This is a genomic window from Massilia sp. 9I (assembly GCF_902506415.1).
Lineage (GTDB): Bacteria > Pseudomonadota > Gammaproteobacteria > Burkholderiales > Burkholderiaceae_D > Telluria.
In genome coordinates this window covers 3,665,460-3,683,827 of record NZ_LR733275.1, presented here as the reverse complement: position 1 = coordinate 3,683,827, position 18,368 = coordinate 3,665,460, and the positions used below count along the sequence as shown (strand labels likewise).

General features: G+C 54.6%; 13 protein-coding genes and 1 pseudogene. 3 read left to right on the top strand and 11 right to left on the bottom strand.

The genetic code is table 11. From position 1 onward, the window contains the following. Positions 1–3: 3 nt before the first annotated feature. Positions 4–1,398 (top strand): hypothetical protein, encoded by a 1,395-nt coding sequence (locus GV068_RS16480; protein ID WP_159700070.1) that lies wholly within the window; start codon positions 4–6, stop codon positions 1,396–1,398. Positions 1,399–1,455: 57 nt separating this feature from the next. Here GV068_RS16480 and GV068_RS16475 read toward each other — a convergent pair whose 3' ends face one another. The 6 genes from GV068_RS16475 to GV068_RS16450 form a co-directional block, all read right to left on the bottom strand. Continuing rightward, positions 1,456–1,749, bottom strand: coding sequence for an H-NS family nucleoid-associated regulatory protein (locus tag GV068_RS16475; protein WP_159700067.1), 294 nt, complete (start codon positions 1,747–1,749; stop codon positions 1,456–1,458). Positions 1,750–2,026: 277 nt separating this feature from the next. Next, positions 2,027–5,197, bottom strand: a complete 3,171-nt coding sequence (locus tag GV068_RS16470; RefSeq protein WP_159700064.1) for an efflux RND transporter permease subunit — start codon at positions 5,195–5,197, stop codon at positions 2,027–2,029. A gap of 14 nt (positions 5,198–5,211) precedes the next feature. Beyond that, a complete protein-coding gene (locus tag GV068_RS16465; RefSeq protein WP_159700060.1) occupies positions 5,212–6,453 on the bottom strand; it encodes an efflux RND transporter periplasmic adaptor subunit in 1,242 nt (413 codons plus the stop codon). Positions 6,454–6,462: 9 nt separating this feature from the next. Beyond that, positions 6,463–7,758: a TolC family protein gene (locus GV068_RS16460; RefSeq protein WP_159700057.1), complete on the bottom strand. Its 1,296-nt coding sequence runs from the start codon at positions 7,756–7,758 to the stop codon at positions 6,463–6,465. A gap of 73 nt (positions 7,759–7,831) precedes the next feature. Next, the gene (locus tag GV068_RS16455) at positions 7,832–8,149 is read right to left on the bottom strand and encodes a DUF2946 family protein (protein WP_229464266.1); all 318 of its coding nucleotides are present in this window, start codon (positions 8,147–8,149) and stop codon (positions 7,832–7,834) included. 88 nt (positions 8,150–8,237) lie between these two features. Beyond that, positions 8,238–10,556: a cation-translocating P-type ATPase gene (locus tag GV068_RS16450; RefSeq protein WP_229464264.1), complete on the bottom strand. Its 2,319-nt coding sequence runs from the start codon at positions 10,554–10,556 to the stop codon at positions 8,238–8,240. Positions 10,557–10,746: 190 nt separating this feature from the next. Between GV068_RS16450 and cadR the strand changes: the two genes are divergently transcribed. After that, positions 10,747–11,190 (top strand): Cd(II)/Pb(II)-responsive transcriptional regulator, encoded by a 444-nt coding sequence (gene cadR, locus GV068_RS16445; protein WP_159700048.1) that lies wholly within the window; start codon positions 10,747–10,749, stop codon positions 11,188–11,190. An 80-nt stretch (positions 11,191–11,270) separates the two neighbouring features. Here the strand turns inward: cadR and GV068_RS16440 are convergent, their stop codons facing one another. The 5 genes and pseudogenes from GV068_RS16440 to GV068_RS16420 all read right to left on the bottom strand — a co-directional run. Next, a complete protein-coding gene (locus GV068_RS16440) occupies positions 11,271–11,693 on the bottom strand; it encodes a hypothetical protein (protein WP_159700045.1) in 423 nt (140 codons plus the stop codon). After that, the gene (locus GV068_RS16435) at positions 11,686–13,563 is read right to left on the bottom strand and encodes a hypothetical protein (protein ID WP_159700042.1); all 1,878 of its coding nucleotides are present in this window, start codon (positions 13,561–13,563) and stop codon (positions 11,686–11,688) included. The genes GV068_RS16440 and GV068_RS16435 overlap by 8 nt, the downstream gene beginning before the upstream one ends. Beyond that, the gene (locus GV068_RS16430) at positions 13,560–15,170 is read right to left on the bottom strand and encodes a hypothetical protein (protein WP_159700039.1); all 1,611 of its coding nucleotides are present in this window, start codon (positions 15,168–15,170) and stop codon (positions 13,560–13,562) included. The genes GV068_RS16435 and GV068_RS16430 overlap by 4 nt, the downstream gene beginning before the upstream one ends. After that, positions 15,171–16,337 (bottom strand): tyrosine-type recombinase/integrase, encoded by a 1,167-nt coding sequence (locus GV068_RS16425; protein WP_159700036.1) that lies wholly within the window; start codon positions 16,335–16,337, stop codon positions 15,171–15,173. A 533-nt stretch (positions 16,338–16,870) separates the two neighbouring features. Continuing rightward, a pseudogene (locus tag GV068_RS16420) lies at positions 16,871–17,125 on the bottom strand (RtcB family protein); the annotation flags it as partial. Positions 17,126–17,256: 131 nt separating this feature from the next. Between GV068_RS16420 and GV068_RS16415 the strand changes: the two are divergent. Then, on the top strand, positions 17,257–18,312 hold the full coding sequence (locus GV068_RS16415) for a lipid A deacylase LpxR family protein (RefSeq protein ID WP_159700033.1): 1,056 nt from the start codon (positions 17,257–17,259) through the stop codon (positions 18,310–18,312). The last annotated feature ends 56 nt before the right edge of the window (positions 18,313–18,368 follow it).

Genomic DNA, 18,368 nt, shown 5'->3' with positions numbered 1-18,368 from the left:
CATATGCAAACTTCCGACATCGTTACTGACAACCCGGCAAGCAAGTATGACTCGACCAGGTTGCCAGCAGAACAGCTCAACAGTTCCTGCTTTTGCAGCAGCTTGGATAAGTCTGCGCTGAAGTCGGCGCTGTCCTGCGAAGTGCATGACGATATGCTATTTGAACTGATAGAGGAACGATGCCCGTACCTGTTCTCGGCACGGCCCGTTTTCATTTCCAATACCCAGGCGGCCAGAATTGAGGAGGTAGTACGTGCCCTCGAGTCTGTCATTAAGCTCCCCGCGTACAGAGAGCTTGTACTGGCCGATGCGCCCGATATTGCCAAGAGAGAGGCCAGCGGTGCACGAGGGGTGTTTTTCGGATACGACTTCCATCCGGACGGCGCGAACCTCGGCCTCATCGAAATAAACACAAATGCTGGAGGCGCGATGCTCAACGCTGCTATGGCAAGGGCGCATCGAACCTGCTGTCTGGACGATACGCAGCTGGCACAAGCTGTCCTTTCCGGCGCCGTGTTCGAGGACGAGATAGTGCAGATGTTCCAGGCAGAATGGGCCTGCGCAAAGCGAGCTTTGCCTTTGCGAACCATTGCGATAGTCGACACTCAACCTCAGCAACAATACCTCTACCCAGAATTCCTTCTGTTTCAGCGGCTCTTCGCCACGAACGACATCAATGCCGTCATTGCCGACCCGGGTGAACTTAACTTCAAAGATGGCGCGCTGTGGTCTGGTGAGCTTAAGATTGACCTGGTCTACAATCGGCTTACCGACTTCATGCTCGAGGCGCCTGAGTCGCGCGCTCTGCGTGATGCGTACTGCGAGGACGCGGTTGTACTCACTCCACACCCGCACGCTCACGCTGTCTACGCGAACAAGCGAAACCTCACGATATTGAGTGATGCCACTGTACTCGAAGCACTTGGGGTACCCCAGGCGACTATCGACATATTGGTCGCCAACGTGCCTTTCACCGAGAGCGTCACGACCAATAACGCGGAACGATTGTGGAACGAGCGACGCAATCTGTTCTTCAAGCCTGTCGCTGGATACGGAGGCAGAGCGGCCTACCGGGGCGACAAGGTAACGAAGCGGGTTTGGCAAGAAATCTTGTCGGGCGAATACATCGCTCAGCGAGTTGTCGCTCCTGGTGTTCGGGTTTCCGGTACGGCTGACAGTCCCGAGACTTTGAAGTTCGACTTGCGCAGCTACGTGTACAACAGCCGAGTCCAGTGGACAGCCGCGCGTGTCTATCAGGGGCAGACCACGAACTTCAGGACTCCGGGCGGCGGATTTGCACCTGTCTACAGTCTGGGCGATGAAGAAGTGACTGCGGAGTTGAAGGCCATCAGTGAGGCAGCAAGCAGCAGGAGCTGCTGCTCTAATGACTGTAAATGACTGAGCGTGCCGCCGTTAAACCGAAGCCATCTCAATTTATCAGGACGCAACTACCTGTTATTTGATGAGGAATTTTTCTTTGTCTCGACCGTTGAGCCAACGTGGTGCCCGGCCGCGGCCCGTCCAAGTTGCTCCGGAGTCCGGGTCGCGATACTTAGCCTGAACCGTGCCTTTTTTCTCTGACTGCTTTGCCTTCTTGTTTGGCTCTGCAAAGTCGGATGGCGATAGCTTGTGCGCATCCATGAGCTCACGAACTTTTCGACGGGCATCACTAAGCTCATCTTGGCGTGCTTGCTCGGCAAGAATCTGCAACTTTGCAATTTGTTCCTGGTATTCCTGATAGGTTGGCATAGCTTATCTTTTCTGATATGTGGAGTCAGCAATTTATCACGACAACGCTTGAATCGACTGATACAGCAAATTCCACGCGTGTTTAGAACATCGGTTGCTATTGCTTATTAAGTAGTTCTTCCGTGCCGGCGCGCGGGCGCTAATGAAACTGCTAGGATTCTTTATTGCCTGTGCGAAGAGGGGGGCCAACAACGCTTACCTTTGCAAATAATGCCAATGCGTAGGTGCCTTTAATCCTCAGCGGCCGAGCTATTCCCTCAGCCGCTGCTGGAACCGGTTAAGAGATAACTTCCTGCTTCATGCCAGCCACCATGACACCATTTCTGCGGCGATAGGCGAACCGGTACAAGATTGGCAGAACAAGCAGCGTCAGCGCCGTAGAGGAAAGAATGCCGCCAATGACGACCGTTGCCAGCGGCCTCTGGACCTCGGCGCCAGTCCCAGTTGCAATGGCCATTGGGATAAACCCGACTGAAGCCACGAGAGCGGTCATAAGCACTGGTCGCAGACGGGTCAACGCCCCGTCGTGGATGGCGTCATGAAGCGGCCTTCCGTCTTCCTGCAGGCGCTTGATAAACGAGACCATTACCAGTCCGTTTAGCACGGCAACACCTGATAGCGCAATGAAGCCGACAGCGGCTGAGATTGAGAGCGGAATCCCACGGAGCCATAGTGCGAGCACTCCACCGGTAAGCGCGAACGGAATCCCGGAAAACACAATCAACCCATCTCGAAGGTTACCGAACATCGCGAAGAGCAGAGTGAACACTAGAAGCAGTGCCAGCGGGACTACCACTTTTAGCCGGCCGGTCGCTGACTCTAACTGCTCAAACTGGCCACCCCACACTGTCCAGTACCCCGCAGGTACCGAAACTGACTTTTCAATCGACACCTGGGCTTCGTTCACAAAAGAACCGATGTCTCGCCCGCGAACGTTCGCCGACACGACAACACGTCGCTTTCCGCTTTCTCGACTAATCTGGTTGGGCCCAGGGCCAACCTCCAGAGTAGCAACCTCACGCAACGGAATGAAACGCGGGCCAGAGGTCGATTGCTCGAAGCGAGGGAGCGAAATTGGCAGGCGTCCCAGCGAATCCAAGTCGTTCCTAGTGCCCTCCGGGAGTCGAACTACGATGCCGAATTGACGGTCTCCTTCGAAGACCGTTCCCGCTTCCTTACCCCCTACAGCAGTGGCGACAGCGTTCTGGACATCGCTTATGTCCAGACCATATCTCGATGCCTTGTTTCTATCGATATTTATCGCTAACGTCGGCAAGCCCGTTGCCTGCTCAACTTTCACATCAGTCGCGCCAGCGACCTTCGCCAAGGCCTTGGACAGTCGCTCAGCAGTTTCGGTGAGCACCTCCATGTCGTCCCCAAACACTTTAACAGCAACGTCGCTACGGACCCCAGAGATGAGTTCGTTAAACCGGAGCTGGATTGGCTGAGAGAACTCGTAGGCGTTACCAGGCAGAGTTGCCGCAGTTGCTTGAATCGCCTCAAGCAACTCGTCGCGGGACTTTTTCGGCTTCGGCCACTGTGCTTCTGGCTTGAGCATCACGTAGCCGTCAGACATCGTTGGCGGCATTGGGTCAGAGGCTACCTCAGACGTTCCGGTGCGAGCAAACACGCGTTCAATTTCCGGATGCTTGGCTTTTAGCTCACGTTCGAGCTGAGCTTGCATAGCCACTGTTTGGGACAAGCTTGTACCCGGGATGCGGTTTGCGTTGATGGCAAAGTCTCCCTCGTTCAGGCTTGGCGCAAATTCGCTGCCAAGACGCGTCGCCAGAAGGCCCGACAGTAAGATGCTGACTACGGCGAACGTAATGACGACAGGACCGTTAGCCATGACCTTGCGAAGGAGCGGCTCGTAGAGCCGCTTGGCTTGGTGCATCAATCTGCTTTCCTTCTCCGCCACCGACTTACCGATGAACAGCGCTACGGCGGCAGGAACGAAAGTAATCGAAAGAATCATGGCTCCGAGCAGGGCGATGACGACGGTTATAGCCATCGGATGGAACATCCGGCCTTCAACCCCAGAGAGGGCGAAGATGGGCAGGTAAACCACCATGATGATGAGCTGGCCGAAGAGTAGCGGCCGGCGCGCCTCGCGCGACGCTGCGAACACCTCTTCAAAGCGTTCCGTTCGAGTCAGCGGGCGCCCGAGACGTCCCTGCGCTTCTGCAAGCTTTCGCACACAGTTTTCGACGATTACCACGGCCCCGTCGATGATGATGCCGAAGTCCAGGGCCCCCAAGCTAAGCAGGTTAGCGCTGACCTTGTACGTGACCATGCCTGTAAAGGTGAAGAGCATCGAAAGCGGTATGACCATTGCAGCGATGATTGCAGCGCGGATGTTTCCCAGGAAGAGAAACAGCACTGCGACGACGAGCAACGCGCCCTCTACCAAGTTCTTCTTGACGGTATTGATGGCCTTGTCGACCAGCACCGTTCGGTCATAGACCGTTATTGCATGCACGCCTTTCGGAAGGGTTCGATTAATCTCCTTCATCTTCAGGTCGACCGCTTGGGAGACGGCGCGGCTGTTCTGACCGATAAGCATAAAGACCGTTCCAAGCACCACCTCGCGCCCGTTGTCAGTCGCGGCGCCAGTACGAAGCTCTTGGCCAATACTTACTTCAGCCACATCCCGAACGCGAATTGGGATTCCCTGAGCGGTTCCCAAGGTGATACTCGCAATCTCATCAAGCGTCCGTACCTGTCCCGGTGCGCGAACTAGAAGCTGTTCGCCGCGACGCTCGATATACCCGGCGCCCGCAGTGCTGTTGTTACGGTCTATCGCCTCGACAATGTCTTTCATCGTGAAGCCGTATGCGGCCAGGCGCTGCGGATTGGGGGCGACGTGATACTCCTTCACGTATCCACCGATGGAATTGACCTCAGTGACGCCAGGCACAACCCGAAGCTGTGGCTTGATAATCCAGTCTTGAACTTCCCGAAGGTCCGTTGGCGTGTACGGTGTCCCATCGGGCTTGCGTGCGTTCTCATCGGCCTCTACTGTCCAGAGGTAGATTTCTCCGAGACCCGTCGAAATGGGACCCATTTCCGGGGTGACGCCCGCAGGTAGGCGCTCTTTTGCCTCCTGCAGCTTTTCGTTCACGAGCTGCCGGGCAAAGTAGATGTCGGTCCCGTCTTTGAACGTCACCGTCACTTGCGAAAGTCCGTAACGAGAAATGGACCTTGTCTGCTCAAGATTCGGCAGACCGGCCATTACGTTCTCGATAGGATACGTTACCCGTTGCTCCGACTCGAGCGGCGAGAACCCGGGCGCCGCAGTGTTAATTTGGACCTGAACATTCGTGATGTCCGGGACGGCGTCGATGGGGAGACGTTGATAGTTGTAGACTCCAATCGCCGCCATACCGACGACGATTAGAAGGACCAGCCATCGGTGCGCGATGGCAAAGCGGATTAGACGTTCGAACATGAGTGCGCTCCGCCTTAGTGAGAATCTTCGTCGCTGGATTTACCCAGCTCCGCTTTGATTACAAAGCTGTTGCCGGCAGCGTACTCGGTGCCTGGGGCGAGCCCCTTCGTCACCTCGACCGTCGCAGTATCTCTACGGCCAAGAGTCACGTGCTCCGCTCGGAAGCCTCCAGGCATACGGACGAATACCGTTGGCTTCTCTTCAACAGTTTGAATCGCGGCCGCTGCAACCGTGACCGGGGCTTCCTGCTGATTCGACTGGAGCTGTACCTCGACGTTGACGAACAGTCCCGGACGCCAGGACAGGGCGGGATTGGGGAGGACAACGCGGGCGGTGGCAGTGCGAGTTTCAGCACCGAGCAGCGAGCCGACGTATGCAATCTTCCCGACGGCTTCAGTGTCAAGCGCGCTCGCTCTGACCGTGACCTGCTCCCCAACACGCACGTTACCGAGGTCACCGGCCGGCACCGCAACATCCGCCCAGACGGTGGAAAGGTCAGCAATGGTAAAGAGGGACGAGTCCTCTTTGACAGACTGACCCAAGGAGACGGCCTTTTCTACGACTACACCATTGAAGGGGGCCCGGAGCTCGTAGCTGTTCAACCCGCCTTTCGAATGGGCGCTGGAGCCAAGTGCGCGGAGCTTTTGCTCCGCGTTGCGATAGTCGATTTCTGCCTCCTGCATCGCCTGGCGGGCCTGGAGGTAGTCCTGCTCTGCTGAGATTTTCTCTTCCCACAGTTTCTTCTCACGCGCGAGGGTCGTTTTGGCTAGCGATAGTCGCTTTTCGGCAGTGAGCAGTTGGCTACGCAGGTCGGAGAGTTCCACGCTTGCGATAACGGCCAGCACTTGCCCCTTTTTCACTGATTGACCGATGTCTGCGTGTACAGCCTGTACGGTCCCCTCAAGGAGTGGGACAACCTGTGCCGTCCTGTCCTGGTTGAACTTAATCTCTCCCGGAAGAGTAAGCGTAGAACGAATCGTAGCTGGCCCTGCCTTTAACACCTTGATTCCTGAAGCTGCGATTTGAGCGTCGGTGAGTTTAACGCTGTCAGAATGCGCTTCTTCGGCTTCATGGGCTTCTTCACCCGCTTCGCCTCCCTCCTTACTCACAACCTGTTCCTCAGCATGCTCTGCCTCGCCTGTCTCGGCGGCTGGAGCCTGTGGCTTGGTCAATAGGATGAGGAACGCCAGGACGGCGCCTATGGCTACGATGCCGACGACGTACGCCAGCTGTTTCTTTGAAATTTTGCTGTCCATTTTCTTCTCTTAGTGTTCGATGCTCGGCATGTCTTCGCCGGTAATACGTGTGATGTCCGCGGCGGCACGATGCGATTCAGAGAACGCACGCAGGTAATCCGCTTTCGATTGGATAAGCGTGCGCTGGGCATCTAGCACATCGAAATAGGCGAACTTGCCGAACTCAAACCCCTTAACGGCAGCGTCATATGCGCTTTGGGCACCTGGAAGAATCTCGGAGGCGAGTACCTGAGCCTCATGCCGAGACACGCGCAGCCGTTCGTACGCCTGGGCAAGGCCGTTGTAGGTCTTGGTCTCGGCAGCTTCGAACTCATCCTTTGCAACATCTGTTCGACGGAGTGCTTCAAGGACGTTTCCACGGTTCCTGTCGAATAGAGGTAGAGGTACTGAGAGGCCAAAGACTGCTTGATTTCGGCCCAGCTCAGCCGACCGCTTTACGCCGGCCGTAATGGCGACGTCGGGAGTACGCCTGCTCTGTTCAACTGCGACGAGGGCCTCGCGGCGAGCCACTTCTACACGAGCGCGGACTACCCCAGGCAAGGACGAGAACTTAGCAACTAGCACTTCCCAGCTTGGAAGCTCGGGGAGAATGGATACCGTGCCAACGGCATGCTTGAATTGCGGAGAGACGTTTTTCCACGTAGAGGCCAAGGCAAGCCGAGCGTTGCTTAGTTCACTCTGCGCTTTTGACACCTCGAGACGAACATACGACTGCGCGACACGTGCCCGGGTTTCCTCTACGGGCGAGGCTTTCCCTGCTTGGACGCGTTTGGAGACCGCAGTCGTCACTCTATCGGCGACGTCTTGTGATTCCTGGGAAAGTCGCAAACGCTCCTGTGCCGCCACTGTGTTCATGAATGCCGTAATGACATCAGCCTGAACCGCGGCTCGCCTGACGCGTAGGTCCGCCTGTGCCGCGTCCTGGGCCCGTTCAGCTGCGCTCACACGGCTGGAACGTCTGCCGCCTAGTTCAAGCGGTTGGCTGAGCTGAACAGTAGTTTCTCTGGTCTCGCGCCTGGTGTCCTCGACACCAATCTCAAGAGTCGGGTTCGGTAATGACCGAGCCTGCATCGTGGCCGCGTCTACGGCCAGGACCTCATGTTCGGCTGCCCGGAGTTCAGGGTTCGCCTCTATGGCCAAGCGAAGCGCGGCTTGTAAAGATAACGAGTCTGAGGTTTCACGCGTTTGGTTTGTAGCATTTGATGGCATCGAATGCCCAAGCTGCGCAGGCGGGCGTGCCGTTATTTGGGCAAGAGCTGGACAGCTCAATGCCACCGCTAGAAGCGGAATAATTGGTCGATACATCGAATTCTCCGAAATTTGGACGAAATTCGACGGGACCCCTGGTTAGGGATTAACTGAGGGAGTCTCGTCGCTGCTAGGCGACGAGATGCCAGTCGGGCTTTGAGGGGCCTTCTGGGATATGTGACGAGTAGTTCAGCGCTCCAGGTGCTGCATGACCACGTGCTTCAGGATTCGGAGGTTCGTCAGGGGTACTGGTGAAAAAGGCATGGGAGAAGAGGTGGCAGTATTCGCAGTCTGCGTGCGCTTTTTCCATCTCTCCGTCGTCGTCGGCCGCGCCGAACTTCTCCTCATGCTCGTGCGCATGGTGCCCGAAATGCAGGGAAGCTCCGGTCTCGTGCTGGCAATACGCGGCAGCAGCTGACCAAGAATACTGGGCAGGCAGTACGAGCATCAACAGTATGAGGAGAAGTCTTTTCACGGTGCGGACGATAGCATAGGTATGGTTACGACGAAGTGTAGGCCGACAACATGGGCGTGTTCTATGACTGTGCTTTGCTAGATTTCAGCAGGCGAAGTCCGTTGAAGACGACCAGTAAGCTTGCTCCAACGTCAGCGAACACGGCCATCCACAACGTCGCAGAACCAGCTAGCGCAAGAGCAAAGAAGACTGCTTTGATGCCGAGAGCAAGGACTATGTTCTGAATCAGAATCGCATGGGTCGAGCGGCTGAGGGAAACAAACGAAGCAAGTTTTGTAAGGTCGTCGTTCATGAGCGCAACGTCTGCAGTCTCGATGGCGGTATCGCTGCCGGCAGCCCCCATAGCAAACCCGATGTCTGCCTTGGCCAACGCTGGAGCATCGTTAATGCCGTCACCAAGCATGCCAACCATACCGAATTGCCTTTGAAGTTCTGCTACTTCTTCTAGCTTCCGCTCCGGCAGAAGCTGCGCGAGAACAGTGCCAATCCCAGTTAGCTTTGCTACATGCTGTGCTGTTCGCTCGTTATCGCCGGTGAGCATCACAGTGGTAACGCCCATCTGCTTCAACCGGTCAATTGCCAGCGCGGCTTCCGGACGAACTGAATCGGCCACTGCAATCACCCCTAGAACTGACGCGAAGTCGGCCAGGATGACTGTCGTCTTCCCTTGTTCTTCGAGGCTGCCGAGGACTTGTTCTACCGCGGGAGTAATGAGGCCCAGTTCCCTTATCAATCGCTGGTTACCCAAGTGGTATGCCACTCCGCCGACGGTGCCCCGAACTCCACGTCCTGGCAGCGATTCAAAGGACGATACGGGCATCGGTGCGCCACTTGACGCGGAGGCAGCGACAATCGCACTCGCCAAGGGATGCGACGAATTCATGTCCAGACTACCGGCAATACGCAGAACGTCTTCGCTTGAGAGGGACGACATCGTAGCTACTTCGGTGACTTTCGGCCGGCCGGTCGTTAGCGTACCGGTTTTATCTACAGCCATAGCTCGAAGTCTGTAGCCGGTTTCAAGGAACTGGCCACCTTTCACCAAGATGCCCATCCTTGTTGCAGCAGTGAGGCCGCTCACGATGGTCACCGGCGTAGAGATGACCAGGGCACAAGGACAGGCGATGACCAGAAGGACTAGGGCCTTGTAGAGCCATGGGACAAATTCTCCGCCGAATACCAGAGGCGGAACTAGCGCGACCGACAACGCCAGGAGGACCACGGCAGGAGTGTAGTAACGCGCGAAAACGTCGACAAAACGCTGGGTCGGTGCCTGATTGCTCTGCGTTTCCTCGATTACTCGGACGATTTTGGCAAGGGTGCTGTTTCGGCTGTCCGATGTCGCCCTGACTTCCAGGACACCTCGCTCATTGATGGTGCCGGCAAAAACCTGGTCACCGGCCGCTTTGTCGACAGGTACGCTTTCGCCGGTAATAGGTGCCTGGTTTACCGAAGACTCGCCGCCCTGGACAATGCCATCGAGCGGGATGCGGTCACCAGGCTTCACTAGAAGGACATCGCCGACTTGTACCGCTTCAACCGGTACTTCGCGCAGTTCACCATTAGGCGACCGAAGGTTGGCCACGTCAGGTGCCAGCTTGAGCAGACTGTGGACGGCGTTCCTGGCCCTAGTGAGCGATAGGCTCTCGATGAGTTCTGCCACAGCGAAAAGGAAGACAACCATTGCGGCCTCTGGCCATTGGCCGATTACGACCGCGCCGATGACCGCAAGGCTCATCAGGAAGTTGATGTCGAGCGTCAGATTACGTAGTGCGATGACCCCTTTTCTCAGCGTCGGTATCCCACCAGTCGCAATCGAGACAAGCGCAAAAAGCACTACCAGCGGAGACGAGTCTGTGTGCGTCGTCCATGCAAGCACCTCCGCTATCGCAGCAGTCGCTCCCGAAATCACTAGCATGACCTTCTGGCCAGATGTAAGGCCGGCAGGCGCCGGTACAGCGCCTCGGGAGGTACCGACGTCGTCAAGGACTTCAGCCTTCATACCGATGTCGCGCAACGCGGCTGCAATTCGGTCAGAGCTCTCTAGCTCATGATGAATAGTCAACACCCTGCTCATGAGGTTAAATTCGAGCCGAGAAATACCTTCAATCGGCTCAATCTTATTTCGGATGAGACGTTCCTCAGTCGGGCAATCCATATTGGAAATGTGATACCGCACCATTTTTGACCCGGTCGGCATTACGGTCGGGGTCACCGCTTGCGAAGCGTCAAATGCAGCTGCTGAGCAGCACGTTACCTCAGAAGCACTGACCTCAATTGTTTCGCCCACGGGAACTTGGGATGCCTCCAGCGAACAGTTTCCTCGGTCAGGGCGCCCCGCGCAACCGAGCGTGCCTGATGCATCTTGTCCTTGGCTCATTCCCTGGTCAGCGTGACTCGTGATGGCACCTGCTGCATTGCAGCGGCTGGATTCCTGTGGCGTGCTCGCAGGCGCGCTTGAGCAGCAAGAGTTCGTCTTCGTTGAAGTCATTTCGCTACTTCCAATTTGCGGTATGCTTTCATTAGAAACCCTGTAGTCACTACGGGGTCAAGCATTTTTGGGAGAATTTATGCGAATTGGTGAACTGGCCAAACACACCGGCTGCGATGTGGAAACTGTACGCTACTACGAAAAGGCTGGGCTGCTCCCGGAGCCAACGCGCAGTAACGCCGGCTATAGGCAATATCAGAACGCGCATTTGGAACGTCTACAGTTCATCCGCCACTGCAGGACGCTCCAGATGAGTATCCCGGACATTCGCGTGCTCCTAGACCTCCAAGGCCAGCCAACAACTGGCTGCCAAGCTGTGAACGACCTGCTCGACCATCACATTGCCCTGGTGCAGGTTCAGATGAGGAAGTTGCGAAGCTTAGAGGACCAGCTTGTCAAGCTACGCCACCAATGTGAAAAGCCACACTCGGTCCAGGAGTGCGGAATACTACAAAACCTAAGTGCTGCTCAAACCAATGAGTGTGCTTGCCACGATGAATCTAAGCAGCATGCCGTTGCGTAACCAACATGCCACGGCCATATGCGGATTAGCTCGCGGTCCTTACTAATGCACTCCAAACCATTTGCGTTATTTGACTGGGGCTATAAATTGGAACCGGGCCCATCTTGCGAAGTCCTTGGGCGCAGTGGCCGCACGCCCGCTTCGAGTACAGCAACTTCTTTTTCAAGTCGCTTGACAAGCAGCGTTAACCTCGCATTTTCACTGGCTAACCTACCGTTAATTCGTTTAATTTCCTTCAGGTCGTTACGTAGCTCAGCAGAACGGTCCAGAGTGGTCTTCAAGTCATCACGTTGCTTCTCTAATCGCTGCTTGGCACCTCGTCCTCTAGCCACTCGAATTTGCTCTGCAATTTCCGGATATTTTGTGTGAATCAGGGTATGGCTTACACCGGCCAATCTTGCCACCTCACTGATAGATGGCGCCTTGCCTTGCGGACCTAAATCCCTTTTCAGCTTTGTAAAGGCAAGTGAGATTCGCTTAGCTGTGTCAAGCGATTTAGACATTTTCTCCCTCCCCTTTCGAGATTAGCTTTGCGAGGACGGCGTCAGCGGCAGCGAGGCTCCTCCTGACTTTGTCCTGGCCTCCCGGCCCGATATCGTCTAGTTCAATGAGCTCAATCTGCTGCTCCCGAAGGCTCCGCCAAACATCGGTAAAATGGTCATCGATTACGCCTTTCGCGCAACCGTCGCATCTTGGCGCCTCAAATAGCCCACGCCCACCACAGTCTTTCGCCTCCCCCAAACACCAACTGTGACCTGTACTTCGGATGTTGAGACCTTCACGAATACTTTCAACGAAATCCTTATGGCTTTTAAAAAACATCGGTTGATGATGCCTGCCAGGATAAGCCTTAATCCGACTTCCAAGCCCCCCCGCCAATGGAGTTGCATTCTCCATCCAATGGGAAACTAGAGCTAAATCGAAGTAACTAGTCTCTTCTTCGATAAGCTCATAAAGTTCTTTATCCGTTTCGGGTAATTTCGCATACCATTCTGTCATTAACATAGATGCATGTTTATAGTGATGCTGCAGCGTAACCAGGTCGATTCGATGACCCTTGTTGAGATGCACCACGATTACAGCATACGTCCGACGGAAACGGTGTGTTGACAAATTCGATGCTAAGCGTATGCCTCGCCTTTGAGCGAAAGCTTGTAATTGCTTATTATGAGATTTCGTGTCAGTAGAAACTACGCCACGTGACGACGCGCTCAAGAACAGGCGTGTAGAGTTCCTCTTTAGTTCCAGGATTCGCAAAGCCAGTTGACTACCTTCGTCAGCCGGCAATGCTGCGCAATACTCGATTTCAGCTGCTGCAAGCTCCGCCACGACCCTCCGCTGCAATGGTTGAGAAAACCGCTCAAGAATTGCAACGGCCTTTTTGACAATTTCTGGCGCGAGCCATCGTTGTGGCCCGTCACCGACCTTACGCGTTGTAGATTTAAGCCACCAGTAGGTCACTCCGTTCACGACCTCTGAATACACACATCCACTTCGTATGTCGCCTAACTCATGCACCCGGCATCCCGTCGACTGGGCTAACACAATGTAAGCCGCCGTGCGAATGTCTATCAAAGCGGACTCATAATCATATACATCTTTAAAACCGGCCTCTCGAACCTTTACCTTCTTTACCTCATCGCCCCAAGCGCGCCGACTCATGCACGTGCTCGGTAAAGCCCAATCCGCGTCGAGGTAATCCCGGAGATTAAGGAGGTTGTCCGCGTTGTTCAAATGCCCCAATGCTGCGCTGAACAGCTGTGCTGCATCTCGCAGTGGAATGAGTTCTGTACGCCTGTCGTCGCCTGCATCCGGCTCCCATAAAGGACCTACCTCTTCAGAGCGTAATGCAGAAACAGCCTCATCTGTGAAACTGTCAACGATAAAACGTCTCATGTCATACACTCTTCGCAGAATGGCAACGTGAGATGCTAAAGTCCGGTCGACAACTCCCTTCGAACGCAATTTTTGAAGGTAACGAGCAAGGTCAAAAGCCCGCACATCTCTAAATCGCCGGATACCTGAAGCGCTGCACCATTTTGCGAAGGCGTTTAATGTTATAGCGCGTTTCGGCAGCGTTGCTGGGTCCAGCTGAACACCACCCAAAGGCTTTTTATAAGTGAACGCTGAAACCACGCTCTTCAAAGACTCGACCCATTCCGGCGGGGACTTTTCCCAATAAATCTCTTTGTCAGACTTGCCCCGAGCAGCATGCGGAAAGTGCGGTGTGTAGTCCCATACCATGTCACCATAATAAGATACCGGCACAGAAATTTCGCTACCAGAGCTTACCTGAGTCATAATAAGCGAATCACGCTCAACTTTAGGCAGGGCCGACGGGTCAGCGTGATTTTTATACAGAATTTGGCTCACACTACAGACCTTAACGCAGATAACACGTTCGCCGAGCGCCACATAGGGTGAGGTTCCACACGGGCCCGAGCTTTTTCAAGGTCGACCGTCCGCTGATTAAATTTAGGCGCAACATCCCTATCTATAATCCGAACAATCCAAGCAAAAAGTTTATTCCAATTATCGACGCCAATATTACTACGCTGGTCAAAAACGGCCCAATAGAAGCTATAAAGCTTATATAAGTCATCTTGAGTAATCACTTGGGATTTGCAGCGAAAACAAGATAGAAAATCTACGCAGTGAGTCCCATTTTTTGGGGACAGCTCGCCGTTTATCGTATCGCTACAACCGGAGTGCGGGGTACTCTGATAGCTGTTACGGTCAGACAAAGTTGCAACCAAAACTTCGCCTGCCAGCCTATGCTCCTCATGCATATCGGGCGTAACTGTCAAATACCTTTCCGCTACCTTTGGCGTATTAGAAGCACTTTTGGAAGTTGCGAGCAAATCGCCATTAGATGCTCGCCATATTCGATTGTGTTTCGTGTTTCGGAACAGCTGGCTACTCATTTTAAGACGCGTTCCATCATCACGTAGGAGTTGATACTTCTCGGCAAAATTAACTGCGATACTGCTTAACTCCTGTGTGCTTAGTGTACGCAGAGTCATATCAAGCTTGCGAAACATCCATAGCCGGCCTTCCAATTCAGTACCGATAGCGTCTGAGGCCTCTTCCTCTGTCAGCTCAACAACTCGCTGACACAGTTTGTAAACGTCCAAAGAAACCACTTTGGTTTCCGAAGGTTGAATCGACGTGGTTGTATACACTCCGGCACGGCCTTTAAACATAACCAGTATCTTTCGGTTGATGCGTGGATGGTCTATAAAGCATCGCGACAAATCCCTCGAAATTTCTAAAAACGGAGTGGGATTAACACCTGTCTTTAAAAGAACCGCAAAAGCACATAAGCCTAATTGCGTGCGAAGACTTCCTGGATGTGTTCCATCAAAAATTTGAGCGACTTCAAGCGAGAGAGGCCTCAAAATTCTTTCTCGCTCGTCATCTGAAAGCGGCCTTATATAGTTTCTCCGGTTTCTCGTTGCTGTAGAACCAGGAAACGGATTTGATGGAAAAATCCGCGTTTCGAGCACTAGCTTTCGGCGGATTAGCTCTTTTAAAACCGTCTTGGTTTTATTAAAAACCGTCCGCGCCGTATTCGGAGACCAGCGTTCCCCATCAGGTTTCATTCTCATGGAAAGCCAACCAATGTAGGACTCCATCAACGAAAGATTGATATTGACGAGAAGTGGAGGATTTCCTTGGCTAGCCAACTCCTTGCAAAAACGCCACCAATTAGCTAACCCACTGCTCACGACGGTTTCAAGCGTCAACGGCTTAGGTCGCCCGGCAGTGACCATCGCCGCTAGGGCACCTGAGATTGCGTAGACCGTCTCGTCAAAGCCAAACCCAAGATAGGATGAAAAATCAGCGACTGTCACTCGTCCGTTCGGAAGAAGTATAGAAATCCTGACGGAGCTATACCGGGCCTCGACTCCTACAGTATGAATCGGGATGACTGGCGCTGGAACTGAGCCGCCAGCGTTAAAGTCCTTTTTCTTAGCCATTTAAACCCTTTCCTCTAAATAACTTAACGCAAGTGCATCTATCTCTGATTGATACTGCGTCCCATAGGCATCGTCTATCGAGTCGAGTTGATGAACATATTTCATTGTTGTCAGGACGGAGGAGTGGCCTAAAAGCCCCATCAAAATATGAAGTGGAGACCCTTTGATTCGACCGGCCCGCTTTAGGTCGTCAAGGGCAGCCAGCGTATGGGTCGCAAATGTATGCCGCAGCAAGTGAGGATACATGTGAAATCCAATTTTCTCACCGAGCCGCGCTAGAGGCTTATCAAAGCCATCTGCGACAAATGGCAGCCCATAACGGGTGAGAAAAAGGTGTGGGCTATTGATGGTGCTCGTGCGCTCTAATCGTGAACGTACAGTTTCTCGGTATTGCCATAGTTGATTCATACATAGTACCGATATTCGAACTTTGCGCGACTTATCATTCTTGGTATCCATGCTGTTCGGATTTAGATGAACGGAAATTGATTTGACCTTTGCAGACAGCTTTCCGCAATCCATCACATATTCTGCTGGAAAAGTGACGATTTCTTCGGCTCGAAGCCCAGCGTTGAGGCCAAGATGTAACATCGCTCGATGTGTCGGATTTCTTGTTTGACGTAACGCAAGTTCAATTTGCCTTCTTGAGAGAACAGCTAATGTATTCTCTACTTCAGGTATGTGCAAATCAGTCGATTTGGCTTTCCGACTGCGGCTCGAGGTATGGCTCAGCATTCCTTCCTGATGGAGGGAAACTACCTCTATTTCCCGGAACGGGAGCGATGGTATCAAACCGACCTTTAAAGCCCACACGTAAAAGCGCTGAATCAAACCAGTTTTATCATTGATGTATCCTGGCTTATTTCCAATTGTCTTATCGCACCAACTAACGTAATGAACTAACGGCGGAACATCGCCGCTGCCAGATTCTGGAATGTAATCCCAATTGAGTTTTTTCGCTTCCAAATAGCCGAAATAATCGTAGAGGTGGCGCCCATACGCGTTCCAAGTCTTCAGGTCCTTTACACTGCGCTTACGCAAGAGCTCGTCGACAAAAAAATCTAGCGCAACATTTACAATCTTTCCGGTCGAGTCCACTAGTATTGGGAACCCTTCATACGACTGATTACCTACTTCGAAACTGGAGTCGCTGAAATATATTTCCATGAATTTGCAGCAAGCAATTTAAGACACATCCAAATATCCTTCGCTACCCGTACCCACAGCAAAAGGAAAGCCAACCATATTTTGGTCGAGTGGCGCGGATGAGTCAAACGCTGCTGTAAGACAGTTTATGAATTGCAGCTATACTATGAAATCGAACTTATGCTGTGCCCCACGCGGGAAGCCTTGTTTGTATACCGTTAAATGACGCAATGTCAATTAGTGAAGCTTCGAAAATTTAATTTCAGTTTTCAGATATAACGTGAATCTCAACCATGTCGAGCAGCACGGTGCTCGTTATTACGAATACGAACGGAATTTTTTCAGAGCATTACCAGAATGTCTGTAATTTTGCCGTAGTAGGCGAGAATGTGACTGCGGAGAGGGACTTATAGACCACGGGATGTGAACGGAAGAATCTGTTCACTGAGGACGGAAGGAGAATGGCTTACGGCGCTGGCCGCTTGAATCTAGCTGAGAATTTTGGCTGACTTCTTGGTGCGGCTCTGGGGTTTCAAATCGATGTCGGAAGACCAGCCGATGTCCACGCCGACCGCGGCGGGAATCACCGCGCCCAGGGTCGGGATCACGCTGCCGATGGTCGAGCCCTTGCCGACGTGGACGTCCGGCATCACGGCGACATGGTGGAACACGAAGGGAAGCTGGGCCAGTTTTTCCAGCTGCTGCTTCGCTTCCGGCTCGACCGGGACGCCCTGCGTCCACATCTTGACCGGCTTGCCGCCCTCTGGCGAGAGCAGCTGGATGCTTGATTGGCTGTCTTGCTGTTTCATGGACCTATCTTCGCGCAAACTGGAAAACGATGGGGCACGCCTCGCATCGACATCCTCCCTGCCGCAGATCAAAGGGGCGCTTTAACACAGGCACAAAACTGGAGGATATTTCAAATAAGAAAGGACGACCCATGCACGCCATCGGCCGCGTTCTTGCCTTCTCCCTGTGCCTGGCCCCCCTGCCTTGCGCCGCGCAGGAAAAGCCGGCGACTGCGGCGCGCGCATCACCCGCTCGATTTGTTACCTGGGAAAACGACAGCTGGTTCAAGACCGACCGCTACTACACCAACGGCGTCCAGTTCTCTTCACGCAGCCTTGATGACACGCGCGGCGAGCACGTGCGGCGCTGGACGAATGAGGCTTGCCGTCTGTTCGGCTGCGCAGACGCCCGCCTGCTGTTCACCCAGCACAGCATCGGCCAGCTGATGTACACCCCCGCCGACATCACCATCGCCGCGCGCCAGCCCCAGGACCGCCCATGGGCCGGCCTGCTCTACGCCGAGCGCCAGTGGCTGTTCCTGGCGCCCGATGGCGAGACGATCACGAGCTTCGCGGCCCAGGCCGGCGTCAGCGGCAGGCTGTCGCTCGCCGAGCAGGCGCAGAAAGTGTTCCACATCATCTTCGACCGCCCGACGCCGCAAGGCTGGGACAACCAGGTCGGCAACACCCTGGCGGTACTGGTCTCGGCGGAACGGCGCTCGGCCTGGCCGCTGCTCTCGGGCCGGCTGGCGGGCGACGTACGGCTGCATACGGCCGGCCACTGGCGGCTCGCGGTGGGCAGCATCATGAGCTATGCGGCGGCCGGGGTGACTGTGACGATCGGCAAGAACCTGCCGCCCGTGTCGCCGGCGCCGCCGGGCATGGGCAACCGCCTGGGGCCGCTGGACACCGCATGCCGGTGGCGCTGGGTCGAGTGCAGCGTTGTGCTGGGCGCGGAGGCGCGCGGCATGGCCTACAACCTGTTCCTCGAAGGCCGTCCCTGGAAGGAAGATCCCGGCGTCAAGCCGCGCCGCTGGGTGGGCGACGTCAGCGCCGGGCTGCGCCTGGATTTCCCCGGCACGCGGGGCAGCGTGCATGGCCCCTGGTTCGCGCAGCTGCGCGTGATCCGGCGCTCGCCCGAGTTCTACGGCGCGGCCCACGTGCATCCGCATACGGTCGGCTCACTCACGCTAGGCACGGACTTCTGAGCGGCGGTTGCGCCCGCCCCATGGCGCTTCTATACTCCGTCAGGCAATGCCTTCAC

Coding starts and splice junctions, on each gene's coding strand:
- GV068_RS16480 (WP_159700070.1), top strand. CDS start 4: ATGCAAACTTCCGACATCGTTACTGACAACCCGGCAAGCAAGTATGAC.
- GV068_RS16475 (WP_159700067.1), bottom strand. CDS start 1,749: ATGCCAACCTATCAGGAATACCAGGAACAAATTGCAAAGTTGCAGATT.
- GV068_RS16470 (WP_159700064.1), bottom strand. CDS start 5,197: ATGTTCGAACGTCTAATCCGCTTTGCCATCGCGCACCGATGGCTGGTC.
- GV068_RS16465 (WP_159700060.1), bottom strand. CDS start 6,453: ATGGACAGCAAAATTTCAAAGAAACAGCTGGCGTACGTCGTCGGCATC.
- GV068_RS16460 (WP_159700057.1), bottom strand. CDS start 7,758: ATGTATCGACCAATTATTCCGCTTCTAGCGGTGGCATTGAGCTGTCCA.
- GV068_RS16455 (WP_229464266.1), bottom strand. CDS start 8,149: ATGCTCGTACTGCCTGCCCAGTATTCTTGGTCAGCTGCTGCCGCGTAT.
- GV068_RS16450 (WP_229464264.1), bottom strand. CDS start 10,556: ATGAGCCAAGGACAAGATGCATCAGGCACGCTCGGTTGCGCGGGGCGC.
- cadR (WP_159700048.1), top strand. CDS start 10,747: ATGCGAATTGGTGAACTGGCCAAACACACCGGCTGCGATGTGGAAACT.
- GV068_RS16440 (WP_159700045.1), bottom strand. CDS start 11,693: ATGTCTAAATCGCTTGACACAGCTAAGCGAATCTCACTTGCCTTTACA.
- GV068_RS16430 (WP_159700039.1), bottom strand. CDS start 15,170: ATGGCTAAGAAAAAGGACTTTAACGCTGGCGGCTCAGTTCCAGCGCCA.
- GV068_RS16425 (WP_159700036.1), bottom strand. CDS start 16,337: ATGGAAATATATTTCAGCGACTCCAGTTTCGAAGTAGGTAATCAGTCG.
- GV068_RS16415 (WP_159700033.1), top strand. CDS start 17,257: ATGCACGCCATCGGCCGCGTTCTTGCCTTCTCCCTGTGCCTGGCCCCC.